This is a genomic window from Marivita hallyeonensis, assembly GCF_900129875.1.
GTDB lineage: Bacteria > Pseudomonadota > Alphaproteobacteria > Rhodobacterales > Rhodobacteraceae > Marivita > Marivita hallyeonensis.
The window spans coordinates 47219-65710 of sequence record NZ_FQXC01000004.1 but is presented as its reverse complement, the minus strand read 5'-3'; the positions used below and the strand labels follow the sequence as shown (position 1 = coordinate 65710).

The 18492-nt window shown below is 60.5% G+C and carries 18 protein-coding genes; 13 read left to right on the top strand and 5 right to left on the bottom strand.

What is annotated here, in order from left to right; genetic code table 11:
* Positions 1-33: 33 nt before the first annotated feature.
* From BUA42_RS13160 to miaA, 4 genes are all read right to left on the bottom strand, one after another.
* The gene (locus tag BUA42_RS13160; protein ID WP_072778553.1) at positions 34-1227 is read right to left on the bottom strand and encodes an ABC transporter permease; all 1194 of its coding nucleotides are present in this window, start codon (positions 1225-1227) and stop codon (positions 34-36) included.
* Between the two features lie 17 nt (positions 1228-1244).
* A complete protein-coding gene (locus tag BUA42_RS13155) occupies positions 1245-2291 on the bottom strand; it encodes an ABC transporter permease (RefSeq protein ID WP_072778552.1) in 1047 nt (348 codons plus the stop codon).
* 113 nt (positions 2292-2404) lie between these two features.
* Positions 2405-4075, bottom strand: coding sequence for an ABC transporter substrate-binding protein (locus tag BUA42_RS13150; RefSeq protein WP_072778550.1), 1671 nt, complete (start codon positions 4073-4075; stop codon positions 2405-2407).
* 201 nt (positions 4076-4276) lie between these two features.
* On the bottom strand, positions 4277-5179 hold the full coding sequence (gene miaA / locus BUA42_RS13145) for a tRNA (adenosine(37)-N6)-dimethylallyltransferase MiaA (RefSeq protein WP_072778549.1): 903 nt from the start codon (positions 5177-5179) through the stop codon (positions 4277-4279).
* 133 nt (positions 5180-5312) lie between these two features.
* On the opposite strand from miaA, the gene pyrH reads away from it, so the two are divergent.
* The 13 genes from pyrH (at position 5313) to lpxB (ending at position 17459) form a co-directional block, all read left to right on the top strand.
* Complete coding sequence (gene pyrH, locus BUA42_RS13140; protein ID WP_072778547.1) at positions 5313-6050, top strand: UMP kinase; 738 nt, start codon at positions 5313-5315, stop codon at positions 6048-6050.
* Positions 6051-6169: 119 nt separating this feature from the next.
* The gene (frr, locus tag BUA42_RS13135) at positions 6170-6733 is read left to right on the top strand and encodes a ribosome recycling factor (RefSeq protein ID WP_072778546.1); all 564 of its coding nucleotides are present in this window, start codon (positions 6170-6172) and stop codon (positions 6731-6733) included.
* 29 nt (positions 6734-6762) lie between these two features.
* Complete coding sequence (locus BUA42_RS13130; RefSeq protein ID WP_072778545.1) at positions 6763-7494, top strand: undecaprenyl pyrophosphate synthase; 732 nt, start codon at positions 6763-6765, stop codon at positions 7492-7494.
* Positions 7491-8279, top strand: coding sequence for a phosphatidate cytidylyltransferase (locus BUA42_RS13125; protein ID WP_072778543.1), 789 nt, complete (start codon positions 7491-7493; stop codon positions 8277-8279). The genes BUA42_RS13130 and BUA42_RS13125 overlap by 4 nt, the downstream gene beginning before the upstream one ends.
* Positions 8276-9448, top strand: a complete 1173-nt coding sequence (gene dxr / locus BUA42_RS13120) for a 1-deoxy-D-xylulose-5-phosphate reductoisomerase (protein ID WP_072778542.1) — start codon at positions 8276-8278, stop codon at positions 9446-9448. Before BUA42_RS13125 ends, dxr begins: the two co-directional genes overlap by 4 nt.
* 3 nt (positions 9449-9451) lie before the next feature.
* Positions 9452-10795 (top strand): RIP metalloprotease RseP, encoded by a 1344-nt coding sequence (gene rseP, locus BUA42_RS13115; protein WP_072778540.1) that lies wholly within the window; start codon positions 9452-9454, stop codon positions 10793-10795.
* Positions 10796-10903: 108 nt separating this feature from the next.
* Complete coding sequence (locus BUA42_RS21180) at positions 10904-11062, top strand: hypothetical protein (RefSeq protein ID WP_178346904.1); 159 nt, start codon at positions 10904-10906, stop codon at positions 11060-11062.
* Positions 11063-11145: 83 nt separating this feature from the next.
* Positions 11146-13488 carry an outer membrane protein assembly factor BamA gene (gene bamA / locus BUA42_RS13110; RefSeq protein ID WP_072778539.1) on the top strand — a complete coding sequence of 781 codons (2343 nt, stop codon included), beginning with the start codon at positions 11146-11148 and terminating at the stop codon, positions 13486-13488.
* Positions 13489-14073, top strand: a complete 585-nt coding sequence (locus BUA42_RS13105) for an OmpH/Skp family outer membrane protein (protein WP_072778537.1) — start codon at positions 13489-13491, stop codon at positions 14071-14073.
* Between the two features lie 61 nt (positions 14074-14134).
* Positions 14135-14596, top strand: a complete 462-nt coding sequence (gene fabZ, locus BUA42_RS13100) for a 3-hydroxyacyl-ACP dehydratase FabZ (protein ID WP_072778536.1) — start codon at positions 14135-14137, stop codon at positions 14594-14596.
* Entirely contained in the window at positions 14593-15378 is a 786-nt protein-coding gene (gene lpxA / locus BUA42_RS13095) for an acyl-ACP--UDP-N-acetylglucosamine O-acyltransferase (protein ID WP_072778535.1), read from the top strand. The genes fabZ and lpxA overlap by 4 nt, the downstream gene beginning before the upstream one ends.
* A gap of 3 nt (positions 15379-15381) precedes the next feature.
* On the top strand, positions 15382-16284 hold the full coding sequence (locus BUA42_RS13090; protein ID WP_072778533.1) for an LpxI family protein: 903 nt from the start codon (positions 15382-15384) through the stop codon (positions 16282-16284).
* Positions 16284-17459, top strand: a complete 1176-nt coding sequence (lpxB, locus tag BUA42_RS13085; RefSeq protein WP_072779315.1) for a lipid-A-disaccharide synthase — start codon at positions 16284-16286, stop codon at positions 17457-17459. Before BUA42_RS13090 ends, lpxB begins: the two co-directional genes overlap by 1 nt.
* 27 nt (positions 17460-17486) lie before the next feature.
* Here lpxB and BUA42_RS13080 read toward each other — a convergent pair whose 3' ends face one another.
* Positions 17487-18179 (bottom strand): invasion associated locus B family protein, encoded by a 693-nt coding sequence (locus BUA42_RS13080; RefSeq protein WP_245819014.1) that lies wholly within the window; start codon positions 18177-18179, stop codon positions 17487-17489.
* Positions 18180-18492: the final 313 nt, after the last annotated feature.

The window sequence follows — 18492 nt, the reverse complement described above, 5'->3', positions numbered from 1 at the left end:
GTTTGGGGGGCTGGCCCCCCAAACCGTCTTTCATCAATCGCGCAACGATTCCTCGCGCAGACCGTCTGCCAGCAGGTTGAGCCCAAGCACCATGCTCAGGAGCGACAGCGCGGGCACGATTGCCGGGTGCAGGTAGATCTGCAGCAGGCGGCGCCCGTCATTGATGGTCGTGCCCCAGTCCGGGCTTTCGGGGCTGAGGCCGAGGCCAAAGAAACCCAACGTGCCCAAGAGGATCGTGGTGTAACCGATCCGCAGGCAGAAATCGACGATCAGCGGTCCGCGCGCGTTGGGCAGGATTTCCCAAAGCATGATGTACCACGGGCCTTCTCCGCGTGTTTGCGCCGCCGCCACATAATCGCGGGTCTTGATGTCCATGGCGAGGCCGCGGACGATCCGGAAGACGGTCGGTGAGTTCACGAAGACGACAGAGACAAAAACGACGAGGATGCCGCTCGGAATGTCGAAGAGGTCAAGGAATCCGGGCAGCACCGCGACTTTCGATCCGATCTCGGAAATCAGCGACAGGTAGAGCCAGCCCATGATCCCGAGCACCCCGATCAGCAGTGGCGCGCGGATGTTCGGCTGGGTCTTGTAGCGAGAGTTCAGCAATACGCCGACAAACACCAGCGGGAACACGAAGAGCACCGTCGCCATGTAGCTCGGGATACCGGTTTCCACGATCTCGGGTGTGACCAGCAGGTAGAAGAGCAGGATCACCGGGAAGGCGAGGATGAGGTTGGCGAGAAAGCTCAGGAACGTGTCGAGCCGACCGCCGTAATAGCCGGCAGGCAGGCCGAGTGTGATGCCCACCATGAAAGCGAAAAGCGTGGCCAGTGGCGCGATCTGCACAACGATCCACGCACCCTTGACCATGCGGCTGAACACGTCGCGGGCAAGGTTGTCACCACCAAAGAGGTAGTACGGGTACTGGCCCTCGTCCGGGTTGGGGAGCGGCGCTCCGGGCAACTCGTTCTTCATCCCCGAGACCTGTGCCAGGGCATCGTGCGTTACGATCATGCCAAAGGAGCCGAAGATACCCGTGAAGACCCAGAACATGACCAGGGCAAAGCCGATCATGCCGATCGTGGAGTCGAAGAGTTTGCCGTAAAGGCCAAGTTTGCGCTTGTAGGTGATCGACAGGACAAAAAGGATGACAAGCGACAACCAGACAGGGGTGAATTGCAGGAGGACGCGGGTGATGATTTCGATCCAGCTGAGCGGTTCCATATCTCTATTCCTTCCGCTCAGGACACGCTGATGCGTGGGTTAAGGTACACGTAGCCGATGTCGGATATGAGCTGGGTCACCAGCACCACGAAGACCGACACGACCGAGACCCCCAGCAGCAGTTCGATGTCATTGTTGCTGGCGGCTTGCACCAGTGTCCATCCGAAGCCCTTGTAGTTGAACAGCGTCTCAACGATGACGACACCATTCAGCAGCCATGGGAACTGCAACATGATGACGGTGAAGGGCGCGATGAGCGCGTTGCGCAAGGCGTGTTTGACGACGATGTTCGGGAAACTCACGCCCTTGAGCCGGGCGGTCCGGATGTATTGTGCGGTCATGACTTCGGCCATCGACGCGCGTGTCATGCGCGCGATGTAGCCCATTCCGTAGAGCGAGATCGTCAGAACCGGCAGGAAGAAGTTCTCAAAGTTCGCATCCTCCATCGCCGAGGTGGCGGTTCCCTTGAACCATTTGAGCCCCACGGCGGAAGACGCGAAGACCGCAATCAGGATAACGCCGGATACGTATTCCGGGGTAGCGGTCGTTGTGATGGCCACGGTCGACAGGGTTCGGTCGGTTTTCGAACCCTCATTCATCCCTGACAAGACGCCAAGGATCAGGGCAGAAGGCACCATGAGAACCATGACCCAGAACATCAGCTTGCCGGTCAGGCCAAGCCGCGTCGCGACGATGCTGCCCACCTCGTCCTTGAACACGGTCGAGAAGCCCCAATAGCCTTGCAGCACGCCGCAGAATTCGGGCGCCTCCTCTGGCGCTTGCCCGGGCAGGATACATCGGCCCTGGATCGAACCATCCGCATTTTCGTGCCGATAAGATGGCAGAACCCCCAACCATTCCCCGTATTTCACGACCATCGGTTGCAGATAGCCGCCTCGTTCCAGGAAGCTTGTGACTTCTTCGTCCGACATGCGGAAATTGCCCTGCGTCTTGGCGAGCTTTTCCAGGTTCGGGTAGAGGTTGGTTAAGGTAAAGACGAGGAAGGTCAGGCACAGACCCGTCAGGATCATGACGCCAACCCGTCTCAGTATGAAAAGTCCCATGGTTCACCCTGTTTGTGGACTGCGTCGAGTCCACGACCGGTTTTTTGTTTTGGTTCGCGTCGCCCCGGCGGGACGAAAAAACCGCGCCCCGAGGGGCGCGGCTTTCAGTTTGATCAGGCTTTGATGCCGAACTTGTAGAGCTGCGGCAGGTCGGCGATGTGTTTCTCGACCCCCACCAGATTGTCACGGTGGTGACGCATCGCGGTCCGCCAGTACGGCTGGATCGTCACACCCTCGTCGATCATGATCGCCTGCAGCTTGGCCATCACTTCGCGACGCGCATCGACGTCTGCCAGTGAGTTGGCTTCGGCCAGAAGCACGTCGAACTCATCATTCGCAAATCCGGACTCGTTCCAAGCGACGCCGGACTTGTAGGCGAGGCCCAGAACCTGTGTGCCGAGCGGACGGTGGTTCCAGTTGGTCGACGAGAAGGCGTATTTCGTCCAGTCGTTCCAGAAGGTCGAGCCGGGCAGAACCGTGTGGGTTGCCTGGATCCCGGCATCGTTCAATTGCGCCACAACCGCCGCCGTGGTGTTGCGCCGCCAATCGTCGTCGATGGACTGCACTTCGTGCACGAAGTCGGCCATGCCCGCTTCTTCCATCAGCGCCTTGGCACCTGCCGGATCATAGGGGATGCGCGTGACGCTTGGATCATGCTCGGGGTGCATGGGGCCGACGTGGCAGTTGTCGGCCGCGATGCCGTATCCCGCCATGCCGAGTTCGAGGCACACTTCATTGTCAACAGCCATTGCGAGGGCCTGACGCACCCGCTTGTCGCCGTAGATCTTGTTGCCGTTTTCATCTTCGGCCAGCTGGTTCGGACGGATCACGATGGTGAAGCCGGAGGGGATTTCCGACCGGGTCAGACCGATGGCGTCGAACACGTCGACGAATTCGCCAACGGATTCCCAGTTCATGTCGATCTCTTCGGCCTCGTAGGCTGCAAGGAATGCCGCCGGGTCGGTGCCGTAGTCGATGAACTCGATCCGGTCGATAAAGCCGCCTTTGCCAGCGGAATAGCCCCACCAGTCAAAGCCTTCGTTGCGCACCAGCACGCCTTTCACGCCAACCTCGTGGCTTTCGGGCAGCATGAAACCTGTGCCTACCGGGTTCGCCAGCATGTTGTTCGCGTCAAAGCTGGAATGCACGATCGCCGCAGGGTAGTCGGCCATGCCCGGGATCAGGGTGATGTCCGGCGCAGAGGCCTTGAGCAGCACGGTATGGCTGTCAACCACGGTGACGGCGCCTTCGGCGGCCTTGCCGGTATCCGGGTCTTGCAGTGATGCCATGCGCGCGGCCATCGAATTGCCTTCGACTTCGCTGTCGCACCAGCCGATGATGTTGCGCGCCACGTCTTCCGCGGTGAAGTCGTCGCCATTGTTCCATTTGACGCCCTGACGCACCTTCAGCGTGTACTCGGTCGCGTCGTCATTGGCTTCCCAGCTTTCCAGCAGCATCGGCTCGAAGGAACCGTCGTTGTTGTATTCGACGAGATATTCAAGCCAGCCCGCGGTGAAAGTCGCAATCTGCGTCCAGTCATAGGTGCGCGGATCCTTGAGCGCGCGGACTTCCATCTGGTAGCGGATCGTGCCGCCCTGTTGCGCGTGGCCAGCGGCTTTGGCCGGGCGCGACAGCCCGCCGAGGGCGTAGGCCGCTGCCGTCGTCAGACCCAGTGCGGTTGTACGCGTCAGGAATTCGCGGCGGTCCATGTGGCCGGCCTTGAATTCGCGTGCATACATTTCGGCTGACGGATGCAGCCGATTGATCGGTGAGTGGTGCGTCATCTGTTTCTCCCTGTGACACGTTTGTCATTGCGTGCGTCTGGCTGGTTTCGTCCAGGGTGTGGCGCACGAATTTTGTTATAGGCGTCATTGCGCCTTAAGCGTCGACCGACGTCAATCGCCAGATTAGACCTTTTGCGATCTGAATGCGACAATATCCTTGTCGTAAAGCGACATATCCCCCGCGGCAACAGGGTTGACCGGTCACGAAGCCGTCAGTGCCGCCGCGTCAACTTCGGTCCAGTTCCGCATCCGGGCGCGAAACCATGTGCGCTGTCGCTTTGCGAATTGGCGCGTCAGAACGGTCGCGCGTGTCTGCGCGTCGTCCAATGTCATCGTCCCGTCGAGCACGGCCATCAGTTCCGCCGCGCCAATCGCTTTGGCTGAGGGCAGGGAAGGCGACCATGTTGCCCGGTTCGCCTCTGCTTCCTCAAGCGCGCCGGCTTCCAGCATTTTTGCGAAGCGTGCTTCGATCCGCGGCGTCAGCCAGTCTTTCGGAGCGTGGACCAGCAACGCATGTGTCTTTTCACGCGGCAAACGCGGTGGTGGGGTGTGATCCTGCCACTGCGCGATCCCTTGGCCTGTGGCGGTCTGTACCTCCCACGCACGCTGAACGCGCATTGGATTGGCAAGATCGATGCGCGACCGTGTGTCTTCGTCCAAATCCGCGATCAGCGCTTCGTGCCCTTCATCCGCAATCCGTTTCATGGCCGTTTCGCGGATATGGGCCGCCGTCTCGGGGATCTGTGCCAAGCCTTCGGTCAGCGCGGTGAAGTACAATCCCGTTCCGCCGACGATGATGGGGCGCGACGGGCGGGTTAGGTAAGGCTCCAGATCGCGGAGCCAGTCGCCGACGGAGTACGGCACATCCCCCGCAACATGGCCGTACAGCGCGTGCGGCGCGCGCGCTTCGTCCTCGGCGCTCGGCCGCGCGGTCAGGACGCGCCAATCGCTGTACACCTGGATCGCGTCGGCATTGGCGATGGTTCCGCCCTGTGCCTCGGCGATACGTAGCGCCAATTCCGATTTTCCGCTTGCCGTCGGACCGGCGATCAGGACGGGCTTGGCGGGGTCGAGCTGGTTCAGGAGTTTGGAAATCCGCTCCATTACAGGTGCTTACCTGTCAGCCCGACTGTCCTTCGAGTGCCCTGCTGTTTGCGGTCCCACATCGCCTTGCCCCTGCGTCGGTTTTCCGACATTTTGCCGCCAACCTTAGACTCTCGTTCGAACGGAGCGCAACATGGCGGATAGCGACACCCCGACCCCTAAATATAAACGCGTCATGCTGAAGATCTCGGGGGAGGCCTTGATGGGGGATCAGGGGTTCGGTCTGCATCCCCCCACCGTGGAGCGCATCGCGCAGGAAGTGAAGTCGGTGCACGATCTGGGGGTCGAGATCTGCATGGTCATCGGCGGCGGCAACGTGTTCCGGGGGCTGCAAGGCTCTGCACAGGGGATGGAGCGCACGACGGCGGATTACATGGGGATGCTTGCGACGGTGATGAACGCGCTGGCCATGCAGTCGGCGCTGGAAGGGCTGGGCGTCTTCACCCGGGTGATTTCCGCGATCACCATGAACGAGGTCGCCGAGCCTTACATCCGCCGCCGCGCGGTGCGGCACCTTGAGAAGAAGCGCGTCTGCATTTTTGCGGGTGGCACCGGCAACCCGTATTTCACCACCGACACCGCAGCTGCACTACGTGCCAATGAAATGGCGTGCGAGGCCATCTTCATGGGCAAGAACGGGGTCGATGGCATTTACGACAAAGATCCGAAACAGCACGCGGATGCAAAGCGCTACGACAAGGTGACTTACGATGAGGTTCTGCAGAAGAACCTCAAGGTCATGGACGCCTCTGCCATCGCTTTGGCGCGGGACAATAATCTGCCCATCATCGTTTTCTCATTGGACGAACCGGGTGGTTTCCGCGGCATCCTCTCGGGTCAGGGCACGTCGACCACAGTGCACGGCTCCTGACACCACCGCGTTGCGCGGAAGTCGCGAGAGCGGCGATGGCCTGCTGCAAGGCGCTATACTTTTGGGTGCGCGTCGCTTAGAAGCTTGGCTAAAGACAAAAAATCGATCTTGAGGGCCTTATGGCAGACGACTTTCTTCTCGATACCGATGATCTGACGCGGCGCATGGATGGGGCGATGGCCAACCTGCGGACCGAATTCGCGTCCTTGCGCACCGGCCGTGCCAGCGCGTCGATGCTGGAGCCTGTGATGGTCGATGCCTACGGGAGCATGACACCCATCAACCAGGTTGGCACCGTGAACGTGCCAGAGCCGCGCATGGTCACCGTAAACGTGTGGGACAAAGGCCTGGTAGGCAAAGTCGAAAAAGCCATTCGCGAAAGCGGGTTGGGGATCAATCCTCAGCTAAACGGCACAATTATCATGCTGCCCATCCCCGAACTGAACGAAGAACGGCGGCGTGAACTGGGCAAGGTCGCCGGTCAATACGCAGAACATGCCCGCGTGTCCGTGCGGAACATCCGACGCGATGGCATGGACCAGATCAAGAAGGCCAAGGCGGACGGACTGTCGGAAGACGACCAGAAGTTCTGGGAGACCGAAGTTCAGGAACTGACCGACACCTACATCAAGAAAATCGACGCTGCTTTGGAGAACAAGCAGGAAGAGATCATGCAGGTCTGAGGGCCGCGTGTAAGAAGGGTACGAGTAGCATGGCGCAACCGCAGCCGAAACAACCGGACAGTGGACCTCGCCATGTGGCGATCATCATGGATGGCAACGGTCGCTGGGCGACGCAGCGGGGGCGTCCACGTCTTTTCGGTCACCAGGCTGGGGCGCGGCGCGTGCGTGAAATCGTTGAAGCGTGCCCGGACCTTGGCGTTGATTACCTGACCGTCTTTGCCTTCTCGACCGAGAACTGGAAACGAACGCAGTCCGAGGTGGCGGGTCTCATGAACCTGTTCCGTCGCTATATCACGCGCGAAGCCAAGTCGCTTAAGGCCAATGATGTGTGCGTGCGGTTCATCGGAGATCGGGTGCGTCTTGACAGAAAACTCGTGTCGATGATGGACGAGCTGGAGGCCCTTACAGCCAATTGCCGGTCCGTGAACCTGACGATCGCCATCAACTACGGCGGGCGGGACGAGGTGGCCCGTGCGACGAAACGGTTGGCCCGGGACGTGGCATCCGGCAAGCTTGATCCTGAAGCAGTAGATGAAGAAACGCTTCCAAAGTATTTGGATACTTGTGTTTTGCCGGACCCTGATCTTGTGATCCGTACGAGCGGCGAAGCGCGGATTTCCAACTTCCTTCTGTGGCAATCCGCCTATTCGGAGTACGAATTCATCGACACGCTCTGGCCGGACTTCACGGCAGAGGAATTCCGCTCTGTCGTTGGCGATTTCGGGACACGCGACCGGCGATTTGGAGCCGTGACCGCATGAGTTCAGGCAAGTGGGACGACCTAGCACCGCGGCTGTTTTCCGCCGTGGCCATGGTCGTCGTCGGCGCGCTTGGTGTTTGGCTGGGCGGGCTTTGGTTCCACGCGATGATCTCGGTTATTGTTGGCCTGATGGTGTGGGAGCTTGTGAAGATGCTCGACACCGAACGAAGCAAATCCGCGCTTGTGTTGGCGATGACAGCGGGCGCGGTGGCGATGATTTCAATCGAATTGCCGGGTGCTTTTGCCCTTCCGCTTTTGCTTGCGCCGTCGATGATCGGATTGGGCCGCATGGAAAAGGGCGGCGTGACCTATGCTGTGTTCACTGCTCTGATCCTTCTTGCCGGTTATGGGTTGATGGCCCTGAGGGACGATTTCGGCTTGACATGGATGGTCTGGTTGCTTCTTGTTGTCGTGGTTACCGACATCGCCGGGTATTTCGCGGGCCGCTTGATCGGTGGGCCGAAGCTCTGGCCCCGTGTCAGCCCGAAGAAAACGTGGTCAGGCACCGTGGCCGGGTGGGTCGGGTCGTCCATCGTGGCCCTGCTTTTCGCGGGATCAACGCAGGCCGGGATCGGGCTTGTCGGGGTCAGCATTGCGGTCAGCATGGCCAGCCAGATCGGCGATATCGCGGAAAGCGCGATCAAGCGGCGGTCGGGTGTGAAGGACAGTTCCAACCTGATCCCGGGTCACGGTGGGCTGCTCGATCGATTCGACGGGATGCTCGGGGCTGCGTTGTTCATCGTTCTGGCCGGGCAGCTCATCGGATTTCCGCCGGGCACATCATGAGGCGGGTGACGATTTTCGGGGCCACGGGCTCTATCGGTCAAAACACGCTCGATCTGATTGGACGCGATCCGGACAGCTACGACGTTGTGGCGCTGACCGGGGGCCAAAACATCCGTCAGTTGGCTGAGGACGCGATCCGCTTCAAGGCAGACGTGGCGGTCACAGCGGATCCGGAGCTGTTGCCGGACTTGCGCAGCGCCTTGGACGGGTCGGGCGTTGAAGCCGCGGCCGGGACCGAGGCGTTGATCGACGCGGCGTCACGCCCTGCGGACTGGGTGATGTCGTCCATCGTCGGAGCGGCCGGATTGGCTCCGGGTCTGCGCGCGCTTGAGCAGGGGGCGACGCTTGCCCTTGCCAACAAAGAAAGCATGGTTTGCGCGGGCGCCTTGATGCTGCAGACCGCTGCGTCCCATGGCGGGCGCATTCTGCCGGTCGACAGTGAACACTCGGCGGTGTTTCAGGCCCTGATCGGTGAGGATATGAGCGCGGTGGAGCGCGTGATCATCACGGCGTCCGGCGGTGCGTTTCGGGATTGGCCGCTGGAGGAGCTTGCGTCGGCCACACCGGAGCAGGCGGCGCAGCACCCGAACTGGGACATGGGCCAGCGCATCACCATCGACAGCGCATCCATGTTTAACAAAGCGCTGGAGCTTATTGAGACAAAAGAGTTTTTCCAGATTGATCCGTCAAAGATCGAGGCGGTTGTCCACCCGGAATCGATGATCCATGCCCTGGTCGGTTTTCGGGACGGCGCGCTGATGGCCCATGTGGGTCCGGCGGACATGCGGCACGCCATCGGGTTTGCCCTGCATTACCCGGATCGCAAGACGCTGCCTGTAGAGCGGCTGGACCTCGTGGCTCTTGGTCAACTCACCTTTCGTCCGGCGGACGAGGCGCGTTGGCCAGCGTTGCGGCTCGCGCGGGACGTGATGGCGACGGGCGGATTGGCCGGGGCTGTGTTCAATGCCGCGAAAGAGCGGGCGTTGGACGGGTTCATTGAGCGACGCATCGGATTTCAGGACATTGCGGCGGTTGTGGAAGAGGTTCTTTCCAGAGTTTCGGCCCAACCCGGTCATATTGATGCCGCCATCACACTTGATAACGTGCTGCAAGTGGACCATCTGGCTCGGGTAAGGGCAGATGAAATCATGAACGATAAAAGGGGTTGAGCATTGGATATCGCAGCACTGCTGCCGCAGTTCGGTGGCGTGATCTGGACCATTTTGGCCTTTTTGATCGCGCTTTCGGTCATCGTCGCCATCCATGAATACGGCCACTACATCGTAGGTCGGTGGTCCGGCATCGACGCAGATGTGTTTTCGCTGGGCTTCGGACCTGTGCTTTTCTCGCGCGTCGACAAGCGGGGCACGAAATGGCAGTTCGCGCTGCTTCCCCTCGGCGGCTACGTCAAGTTCAAGGGCGACAGTAACGCGTCCGGCGGCAAGGATGACGAAGCGATGGCAGCCCTGTCTGACGCGGAGCGCAGGCGCACGATGAATGGTGCGCCGCTTTGGGCGCGCGCCGCCACGGTTGCGGCTGGCCCGGTGTTCAACTTCGCCCTGTCCATTCTCATTTTCACCGGCGTTTTCATGCTCCGTGGAGAGGTTTCTGACCCCGTCGCCGTGGGCGAATTGCGCGCTGTTCCAAGCCAGAACGAATTGCAGGTTGGTGACGAGCTGGTGGCGATCAATGGCGTTCCTCTTCCTGACTTTGAGGAACCCGACGCGTTCGACACGTTCCTGCGTGAATTGCCCGTAGCCGAACACCTTGATTACACAGTGATCCGTGACGACGGACAGCAAGTTGTCGAAGGCCCGTATGTCTTCCCGCCTGTGGCCACACAGATCATTCCGCGCTCGGCTGCGGATGATGCTGGATTCCGCCCCGGCGATATCGTCACCGCGATCAACGGAGAGGACGTCTTCGCCTTTGATCAACTTCGCGAGGCGGTGGAAGGATCGAACGGGAACACCCTTGGCCTGACGGTTTGGCGAGATGGCGACTACCGTGATCTGGAGCTCACGCCGCGCCGCACTGATGAGCCGCAATCGGACGGATCGTTCAAGACGGTCTATCGCATGGGGATCGTCGGCGGCATGTTCTTTGAACCCGCGACCGAGTTTGCCGGACCGTTCAGTGCGTTCTCGGCCGGTATCCAGCAGACCGGACGCATCATCGAAGGATCGCTATCAGGGCTTTACCACATGGTGACGGGTGCGATCAGCACCTGCAACTTGTCCGGGCCCATCGGAATCGCCGAGACGTCTGGGTCCATGGCGTCACAGGGCACTGCAAGTTTCATCTGGTTCATTGCCGTTCTCAGCACCGCTGTCGGTCTTCTGAACCTGTTTCCGATCCCGGTTCTGGACGGTGGGCATCTTGTGTTTCATGCCTACGAGGCCGTGACAGGCAAACCGCCCAGCGACGTCGCGCTGCGACGTCTGATGGCCGTGGGTCTCACGATGTTGCTGTCGCTTATGCTTTTTGCGGTGTCCAATGATCTGTTTTGCCCCTGATTGATCACGTCCCGGAAATCGGTTTCGCTGAATCGCCCAGATCCACGCCGGATTGCTGACACATTTGCACGCCATCTCTAGGTCTGAACCAGACACCCGGGGTGCGTCATGCAAACTCTTCAAGACGGATACAGAAGCTTTGGACTATTGATCACGATCAACTGGGATCGTCTTCTTTACGCCTTCGCGATTGTGGCGTCTCTCTTTCTTGGCGCGTTCATCGGATCGCTGATGATTGAGGCAATGACACACCCTGTCTTCTATTGATCGAAGCGGGCTCTGCGCTTTTGACAAGCTAGGGCAATCTGGGTACTCACATCCTTAAAAGGATGTCTGAGTAGGTTGCCATAATGACACAAAATACAGGCGGGCAGGATACGCGACGAGCAGCGCGATCCTCGACACTTCGTCCACTCCTTGCTGCTGCCTCTATGGCGTTATCTGTCGGGCTTGCTGCTGCGCCCGACATGGCCCATGCGCAGGACTTCCGGTTCAACTCCATTTCTGTCGAAGGCAATCAGCGCATCGAAGCCGCAACGATCGCCAGTTTCATCGGTGTGGCGCGCGGCGAAACCGTGTCTGCGGCCGAGTTGAATGACGGCTATCAGCGGATTCTTGCTTCGGGTCTTTTCGAAACGGTCGAGATCGAACCGCGCGGCAACACGCTTGTGGTGCGGGTGGTGGAATTCCCGACGGTGAACCGCATCACCTTCGAAGGCAACGAACGGCTGGATGATGAAACCCTGAGCGCCATTGTGCAGTCGCAGTCGCGGCGTGTGTTCAGCCCGTCGACCGCCGAAGCGGACGCGGCACGGATCACCGAAGCCTATTCCCAACAGGGCCGCATCGCGGCACGCGTGCAACCCAAGGTCATCCGGCGTTCCGACAACCGTGTCGATCTGGTGTTTGAAGTGTTCGAAGGCGGTGTCTCCGAAGTGGAGCGGATCGGGTTTGCGGGCAATCAGGTCTTTAGCGACCGGCGTCTGCGGCGCGTGTTGGAGACCAAGCAGGCCGGGATCTTCCGGGCGCTGGTCCGCTCAGATACGTTTATCGAGGACCGCATTCAGTTCGACCGTCAGGTCTTGCGCGATTTTTATCAGTCGCGCGGATATGTCGATTTCCGGACCACCGGCGTGAACGCGGAGCTGAGCGAGGAACGGGACGCCTATTTCATCACGTTCAACGTGGAAGAAGGGCAGCAGTTCTCATTCGGCGAAGTCACGGTCACGTCCGACATGCCTGAAGTGGATGCAGACCTGTTTCAGAACGCGATCCGTTTGCGGTCGGGACGTGTTTATTCACCGACCGCCGTTGAAACGGAAATCGCGCGGTTGGAGCGTCTGGCCATTCGCGAAGGCCTCAGCTTTGTGCGTGTTGAGCCGCGGGTGACCCGCAACGACCGCGATCTGACACTGGATGTTGAGTTTCTGTTGACCCGCGGCGAGCGAGTGTTCGTCGAGCGGATCGACATCGAAGGCAACACCACGACGCTTGATCGGGTGGTTCGTCGGCAGTTCCGCGTGGTGGAAGGCGATCCGTTCAATCCGCGCGAGATCCGCGAAAGTGCCGAACGGGTTCGGGCCCTTGGTTTCTTCAACGACGCGCAGGTCGAGGCGCGAGAGGGGTCTTCGCCACAGCAGGTCGTCATCGATGTTGACGTCGAGGAGCGTCCGACCGGGTCCCTCAACTTTGGTGGGTCTTATTCGACCAGCAGCGGCTTTGGCGCAGCGATCACGTTCAGCGAACGCAACTTCTTGGGTCGCGGGCAGCAGCTGTCGCTTGGTGTGACCACCGGTGTGGATTCGTCCAATTACAGCTTCAGCTTCCGGGAACCGGCCTTTCTTGGCCGGGACGTCGCGTTCAACTTCTCGATTAACTACCTTGAGACGGATAACGCGTCCGCCGAATATGACACTGCCATCGGCAACTTCCAGACCGGGTTCACCTTCCCGGTCTCCGAAAACGGGCGCCTCAATCTGCGCTACGGCGCGCGCTATTCCGAGATCACGGAGCTTGACGCCTCCGTCGGTTCGATCATCCGCGAAGAGGCCGCGCGGGGCGAGGTGTGGGACAGCTTTGTCGGCTACCGCTACAGCTATGACACGCGACGCACAGGTCTGAACCCGAACGCGGGTGTGTTGCTTGAGTTCGGCCAGGACTTTGCCGGTCTTGGCGGCGACTCCACCTACATCGAATCCACCTTGCGGGCGGTTGCGCAAACGCGCGTGCTGTCCGATGAAGTGACCCTGCGTGCCACGCTGGAAGCCGGCGCACTCAGCTATTCAAGCGGATCGTCTCGTGTCACCGATCGTTTCGCGCTTGGCCCAAATCGCATGCGCGGTTTCGAAGGGGGTGGCATCGGACCGCGTGAGGTTGGACCCGGCGATGTGAACGATCCGCTGGGCGGCAATTACTTCGCCGTGGCGCGGTTCGAAGCCGAATTCCCGCTGCCGGTGCCCGAAGAGTACGGCATCTCCGCGGGCGTTTTCTATGACATCGGCAGCCTCTGGGGGCTGGAGGAAACCAACGCCAACGTGCTTTACGAGGACTTCACGGCACGTCAGGTGATTGGTGTTTCGCTGTTCTGGAACACACCACTGGGACCGTTGCGCTTTAATTTCAGCGAAGCCTTGAGTTCGGAAGAGTTCGACGAAACCCAAAGTTTCGACCTGACAATCTCAACGCAGTTCTAAATGCCGAACCTTTTCTGCACCTTCGCAGGAGCGCTCTTCGGAGCGCTTTTGTTTCTCGCGGTTCCGGTGGTCGCGCAGCAGGATGGCGGGTTGTCGAACACCGGCGTGGTGCAAAGCCTGATCCTGACCATCGCGCCCGAGCGTCTTTACAGCGAGAGCGCGTTTGGTCAGCGAATTGCCCGCGAAATCGAGGCGGAAAGTCTGGAAATCGCGTCCGAGAACCGCCGGATCGAAGCAGAACTGACCGCCGAAGAACGCGAACTTACCGAATTGCGTGACAGCCTGCCGCAAGAGGATTTTCGCGAACGCGCAGATGCCTTCGACGAGAAAGTCCAGCAACTCCGACGGGAACAGGACGAAAAAGCCCGCGCCCTGGGGCAACGGACCGACGAAGCGCGCCGCGCGTTGTTGACCGCCGCGCAGCCAGTGCTGTCCCAGCTGATGATCGAAAGCAGCGCTGTTGCCATCCTTGACCGGCGCGCTGTCTTGTTGAGTGCCGACGCAGTGGACATCACCGACGAGGCGATTGCGCGAGTGGATGCGCGGTTCGGCGATGGAGCCGACATTCTCCCGCTGCGCCCGTGACGCCTTGCCCAGCCAAGCGCTGGTTGCTACTCACACCACACCGATTTCAAGAGGACGCCCCATGAGCGATACGCTTCTTCGTGCCGACATTCAGTTGATCCAGCGGATCCTGCCGCATCGCTATCCGTTTCTGCTGGTGGACCGGGTCGAAGAGATCGACGGCACGCAGACCGCGCTTGGCATCAAGAACGTCACGATGAACGAGCCGCATTTCCAGGGGCATTTCCCGGGCATGCCGATTATGCCGGGTGTCACGATCGTCGAGGCGATGGCGCAGACGGCTGCCGTGATGGTCGGCACGACGCTGGACATGGCTGACAAGGAGATGAAGGTCTATTTCATGGCCATCGACAAATGCAAATTCCGCCGCAAGGTCATTCCGGGCGACCAACTCCAGATGCGGCTGACCACCTTGCGGGGCAAGCCGGGAGGCAAGGTCTGGAAATTCGGAGGCGTCGCAACCGTGGACGGCGAAATGGCCGCCGAGGCTGAGTTTTCGGCGATGATGGATCTGCCCGCGTGACATCGCGCATCCACCCAAGTGCCGTGATCGAGGACAGCGCCGAGATCGGCGTCGGCTGCGACATCGGTCCGTTTTGCCATATCGGACCCGAGGTCAAGCTGGCGCCAAGGGTCGTTCTGAAAAGCCACGTGGTGGTGCAGGGGCAGACAACAATCGGCGAAGACACGGTGATCTTTCCCTTCGCGGTGATTGGTGAAATCCCGCAAGACCTGAAATTCGACGGTGAGAAGACACAGCTGGTCATCGGTGCCCGCAACCGTATCCGCGAACACGTGACCATGAACACGGGCACCAAGGGCGGTGGCGGCGTGACGCGGGTCGGCGACGACAACCTGTTCATGGCGGGCTGCCACGTGGCGCATGACGCGCAGGTCGGCAACCGCGTGATCATCGTGAACAATGCCGCGCTTGCGGGACACTGCATTCTTGAGGACGACGTGATCGTCGGTGGCCTGTCGGGCGTGCATCAATTCGTCCGCATCGGTCGCGGCGCGATCATCGGTGCGGTGACCATGGTGACGAATGATGTCATCCCTTACGGTCTTGTGCAGGCAGATCGAGGGCGGCTGGACGGGTTGAACCTCGTTGGATTGAAACGCAAAGGCGTCAGCCGCGCCGACATCACTGCGTTGCGTGCCGCGTTCCAGATGCTGGCGCAGGGCGAAGGCGCGTTTCAGGAACGCGCGAAGCGGTTGGGTGAGGAAACGGACAGCGAATACGTCCATCACATCGTCGATTTCATTCTGGGCGACACCGACCGGTCGTTCCTCACACCGGGCTGACGAATGTCGCTCGCGCTGATCTGTGGTCAGGGCCGGTTGCCGCGCATCGTGGCAGACGCGCAGGCAGAGCGGCCGTTGGTCTGTGGTCTGCACGGCTTCCATCCGGATGGCCTTGCCGTGGATATCGACTTCCATCTTGAAACGCTGGGAACCCTGCTCGAGACGCTTGGGTCACGGGGTGTAACACACGTGTGCCTCTGCGGATCGATCAAACGTCCGCCCATCGACGCGTCGCGCATTGATGCGGCGACCGCACCCTTGGTGCCGCGGTTGCAACAGGCGCTCACCTCGGGTGACGACGGTGCCTTGCGCATCGTTATGGCGCTGTTCGAGGAGGCTGAGATCGAGATACGCGCGGCGCACACGCTTGTCCCGGACCTGGTGCCGGAGGCGGGTGTTCTGACGTTGAAAACCTACGCGCCGCAAAACACGATAGAGGCCCGGCTTGGCGAGCGAACCGTCTCTGCCATGGGCGCGCGCGACGCGGGGCAGGCCTGCGTGGTGCGCGGGACAGAGGTGCTTGCCCGCGAGGATTCCGCAGGGACGGATGCCATGCTGACCCGTCTCGCCCGCGACCGCACAGCGGGGGCAGGGGATGTCTTCACCTCTCCGATAAGCGCGGCAGGCGACATGTTCGGTGGTCTGCTGGGCGACGCGTCTGACTGGCTCTCCGGCGGCGCGACCGAGACAAGCGGTGGGATTCTGTTCAAGGCGCCCAAGCCCGCACAGGATCGTCGCGCGGACCTTCCCGCGATTGGGCTTGGCACACCGGACGCCGTGGCTGCCGCCGGGCTGAGTGGCATTGTTATCGAAGCCGGAGGCGTGATGGTCCTCGACCGGGCGAAAACAGTGGCGCGCTGCGATGCGCTTGGCCTGTTTCTTTGGGTCCGGGACAAGGGCGCATGATGCGCGTCTTCGTTGTTGCGGGCGAGGCGTCCGGGGACAAGCTGGGTGCGGCGCTGATGGAGGGCTTGCGCAAACACGCTGGCGAGGTGCAGTTCGATGGCGTGGGCGGTGAGCGCATGCAGGCGGCCGGTTTGAAAAGCCTGTTCCCGATGGATGAAATCTCGATCATGGGGATCACAGAGATCCTGTCCCAGTATCGTAAGCTGAAGGCGCGGATCCGGGAAACGGCGGATGCGGTACTTGCTGCCAAGCCGGATGTGCTCGTTACAATAGACCTGCCGGAATTCGGTCTGCGCGTCGCAAAGCTCGTCAAAGAGCAGAGCAATATCCGGACGGTCCATTACGTCGCGCCGACCGTCTGGGCGTGGCGCCCGGGCCGCGCGAAGAAGATGGCGCGCTTCATCGATCATGTGCTGGCGCTTCTGCCGTTCGAGCCACCTTACATGGAGGCCGAAGGCATGCGGTGCGATTTCGTCGGCCATCCGGTCGTCACCGATCCTGTCGCTACAGGAGAAGAAATCGCACAGTTTCGAAGCGCGTTTGACGTGGGGGATGCCCCAGTAGCCCTGGTACTTCCCGGGTCTCGCCGGAGCGAGGTTTCCAGACTTCTGCCGATCTTCAGAGAGGCAATCGAACGACTGCACGCGCAGAGGCCAGGTTTGCGGTTTGTCCTTCCGGTGGCTCCGAACGCGGCACATCTTGTTACGGGCAACGTGCAAGAGTGGCCCGTTCCCGTCACGATACTGAACCCGACCGACTTTGATCCGGATCGGGCCGCCATTTTGAAGCGCTCGGTTTTTGCGGCTGCTGACATTGCTCTTGCCGCGTCGGGCACGGTCTCGCTCGAACTGGCCGCTGCGAACACGCCGATGGTGATCGCCTATGACATGAACTGGCTGTCACGCCAGATCATTGGTCGCATGCTGCGGGTGGATACGGTCACCTTGGTGAACCTCGTGTCAGACACGCGTGTGGTGCCTGAATTCATCGGCGCAAACTGTCGTCCCGCCCCGATTGCCGATGCTTTGATGCATGTGCTCGATGCACCTGACGAACAGACGCGGGCGATGTCGCTCACCATGGAGCGGCTCGGGCGTGGTGGGGTCGCACCCGGCGAACGCGCTGCGATTGCGGTTCTGGATGGCCTTAACGAGACAAGGGGTCAGAAAGCCTGACGCCTCGTTAAATGGCAATTTGCCAGCTTATTGCTGCGCAGCCTCTTCCAAGGCCGTGATTTCTTCGAATGCCGCAGTGAAGCCGGAGAGCGACATGGTCACAGTCACACGCTGATCTGGCGCCAGCGCCGGGACGATGGTGACGTTGGCGGCATTGCCCCGCCGGAAAGACGCGACATCATCGGCGGTGAAGCCGACGCGCGCGTAGCAGCCCACGGTGGTGCAGAACGAGAAATCATACCGCTTGGCCTGACCGGAATCGACACGGATCGTCATCTTTTCCGTCAGCAGGGTTTCCAGCGGGACCACGAATGTGCCGCCAGCAGCGACCTGTCCGCCGTTGTTCAGCCGGAAGAGGCTCACCTCAGCCACGCTGCCGCCGTTTTCGTCCCGTAGAAGCTGGTACATCTGGCAGGGCTCGGGCCCTTCCTGCACTGGCAGGCACTGGATTGCCCAATCGCCATGTGTGGACCGCACGTAGGTTTCCTGCCGCCCGTCCGCACCAGGTTCGGCAACTGGTTCACCGGTATCGAGAACCGACAGATCCGATTGCGATACAGGAGCTTCCGTCTCTGCCTCGGGGGTTTGGGTGTCGTCTTGCGCCGCGGACATCCCGGCAAATCCAACTGTTGCGATGGTGGCCAGAAGAAGCAGGTGTTTGTTCATCAAAATCTCTCCGAAGGATCGGCGTTGGTTTGCCTTCGCGATATCATGGGTCATTCGGAGTGTCAGGCCAAAACGCAAAGAGTTGATGGCGCGTTGAGCGAAATCTTGCAGTCACAATGATCACGACATCCGCAGCTGCGCCTTCATGCTTCGCTGTAACGTGGTGGTGAAAGCCCCTGAATCAAAAGGGAAGATACTTTAACGCATCTTCCCCTTATCACTCCCTGTCGGACCGGCCGACTATTATTGCGGTGACGCTACGAAATGAAATCCACAGCGTCAACAGGCAAAATTCAAACGTGAATTCACAATTAAAAAAGGCCGCGCAAAGCAGCGCGGCCAGTCTTACAGGGAGGATGCCCGCGCA

What these genes read in the sequence shown, in the direction of transcription:
- BUA42_RS13160 (WP_072778553.1), bottom strand. Translation starts at nt 1,227, where the DNA reads ATGGAACCGCTCAGCTGGATCGAAATCATCACCCGCGTCCTCCTGCAA.
- BUA42_RS13155 (WP_072778552.1), bottom strand. Translation starts at nt 2,291, where the DNA reads ATGGGACTTTTCATACTGAGACGGGTTGGCGTCATGATCCTGACGGGT.
- BUA42_RS13150 (WP_072778550.1), bottom strand. Translation starts at nt 4,075, where the DNA reads ATGACGCACCACTCACCGATCAATCGGCTGCATCCGTCAGCCGAAATG.
- miaA (WP_072778549.1), bottom strand. Translation starts at nt 5,179, where the DNA reads ATGGAGCGGATTTCCAAACTCCTGAACCAGCTCGACCCCGCCAAGCCC.
- pyrH (WP_072778547.1), top strand. Translation starts at nt 5,313, where the DNA reads ATGGCGGATAGCGACACCCCGACCCCTAAATATAAACGCGTCATGCTG.
- frr (WP_072778546.1), top strand. Translation starts at nt 6,170, where the DNA reads ATGGCAGACGACTTTCTTCTCGATACCGATGATCTGACGCGGCGCATG.
- BUA42_RS13130 (WP_072778545.1), top strand. Translation starts at nt 6,763, where the DNA reads ATGGCGCAACCGCAGCCGAAACAACCGGACAGTGGACCTCGCCATGTG.
- BUA42_RS13125 (WP_072778543.1), top strand. Translation starts at nt 7,491, where the DNA reads ATGAGTTCAGGCAAGTGGGACGACCTAGCACCGCGGCTGTTTTCCGCC.
- dxr (WP_072778542.1), top strand. Translation starts at nt 8,276, where the DNA reads ATGAGGCGGGTGACGATTTTCGGGGCCACGGGCTCTATCGGTCAAAAC.
- BUA42_RS21180 (WP_178346904.1), top strand. Translation starts at nt 10,904, where the DNA reads ATGCAAACTCTTCAAGACGGATACAGAAGCTTTGGACTATTGATCACG.
- bamA (WP_072778539.1), top strand. Translation starts at nt 11,146, where the DNA reads ATGACACAAAATACAGGCGGGCAGGATACGCGACGAGCAGCGCGATCC.
- BUA42_RS13105 (WP_072778537.1), top strand. Translation starts at nt 13,489, where the DNA reads ATGCCGAACCTTTTCTGCACCTTCGCAGGAGCGCTCTTCGGAGCGCTT.
- fabZ (WP_072778536.1), top strand. Translation starts at nt 14,135, where the DNA reads ATGAGCGATACGCTTCTTCGTGCCGACATTCAGTTGATCCAGCGGATC.
- BUA42_RS13090 (WP_072778533.1), top strand. Translation starts at nt 15,382, where the DNA reads ATGTCGCTCGCGCTGATCTGTGGTCAGGGCCGGTTGCCGCGCATCGTG.
- lpxB (WP_072779315.1), top strand. Translation starts at nt 16,284, where the DNA reads ATGCGCGTCTTCGTTGTTGCGGGCGAGGCGTCCGGGGACAAGCTGGGT.
- BUA42_RS13080 (WP_245819014.1), bottom strand. Translation starts at nt 18,179, where the DNA reads ATGACCCATGATATCGCGAAGGCAAACCAACGCCGATCCTTCGGAGAG.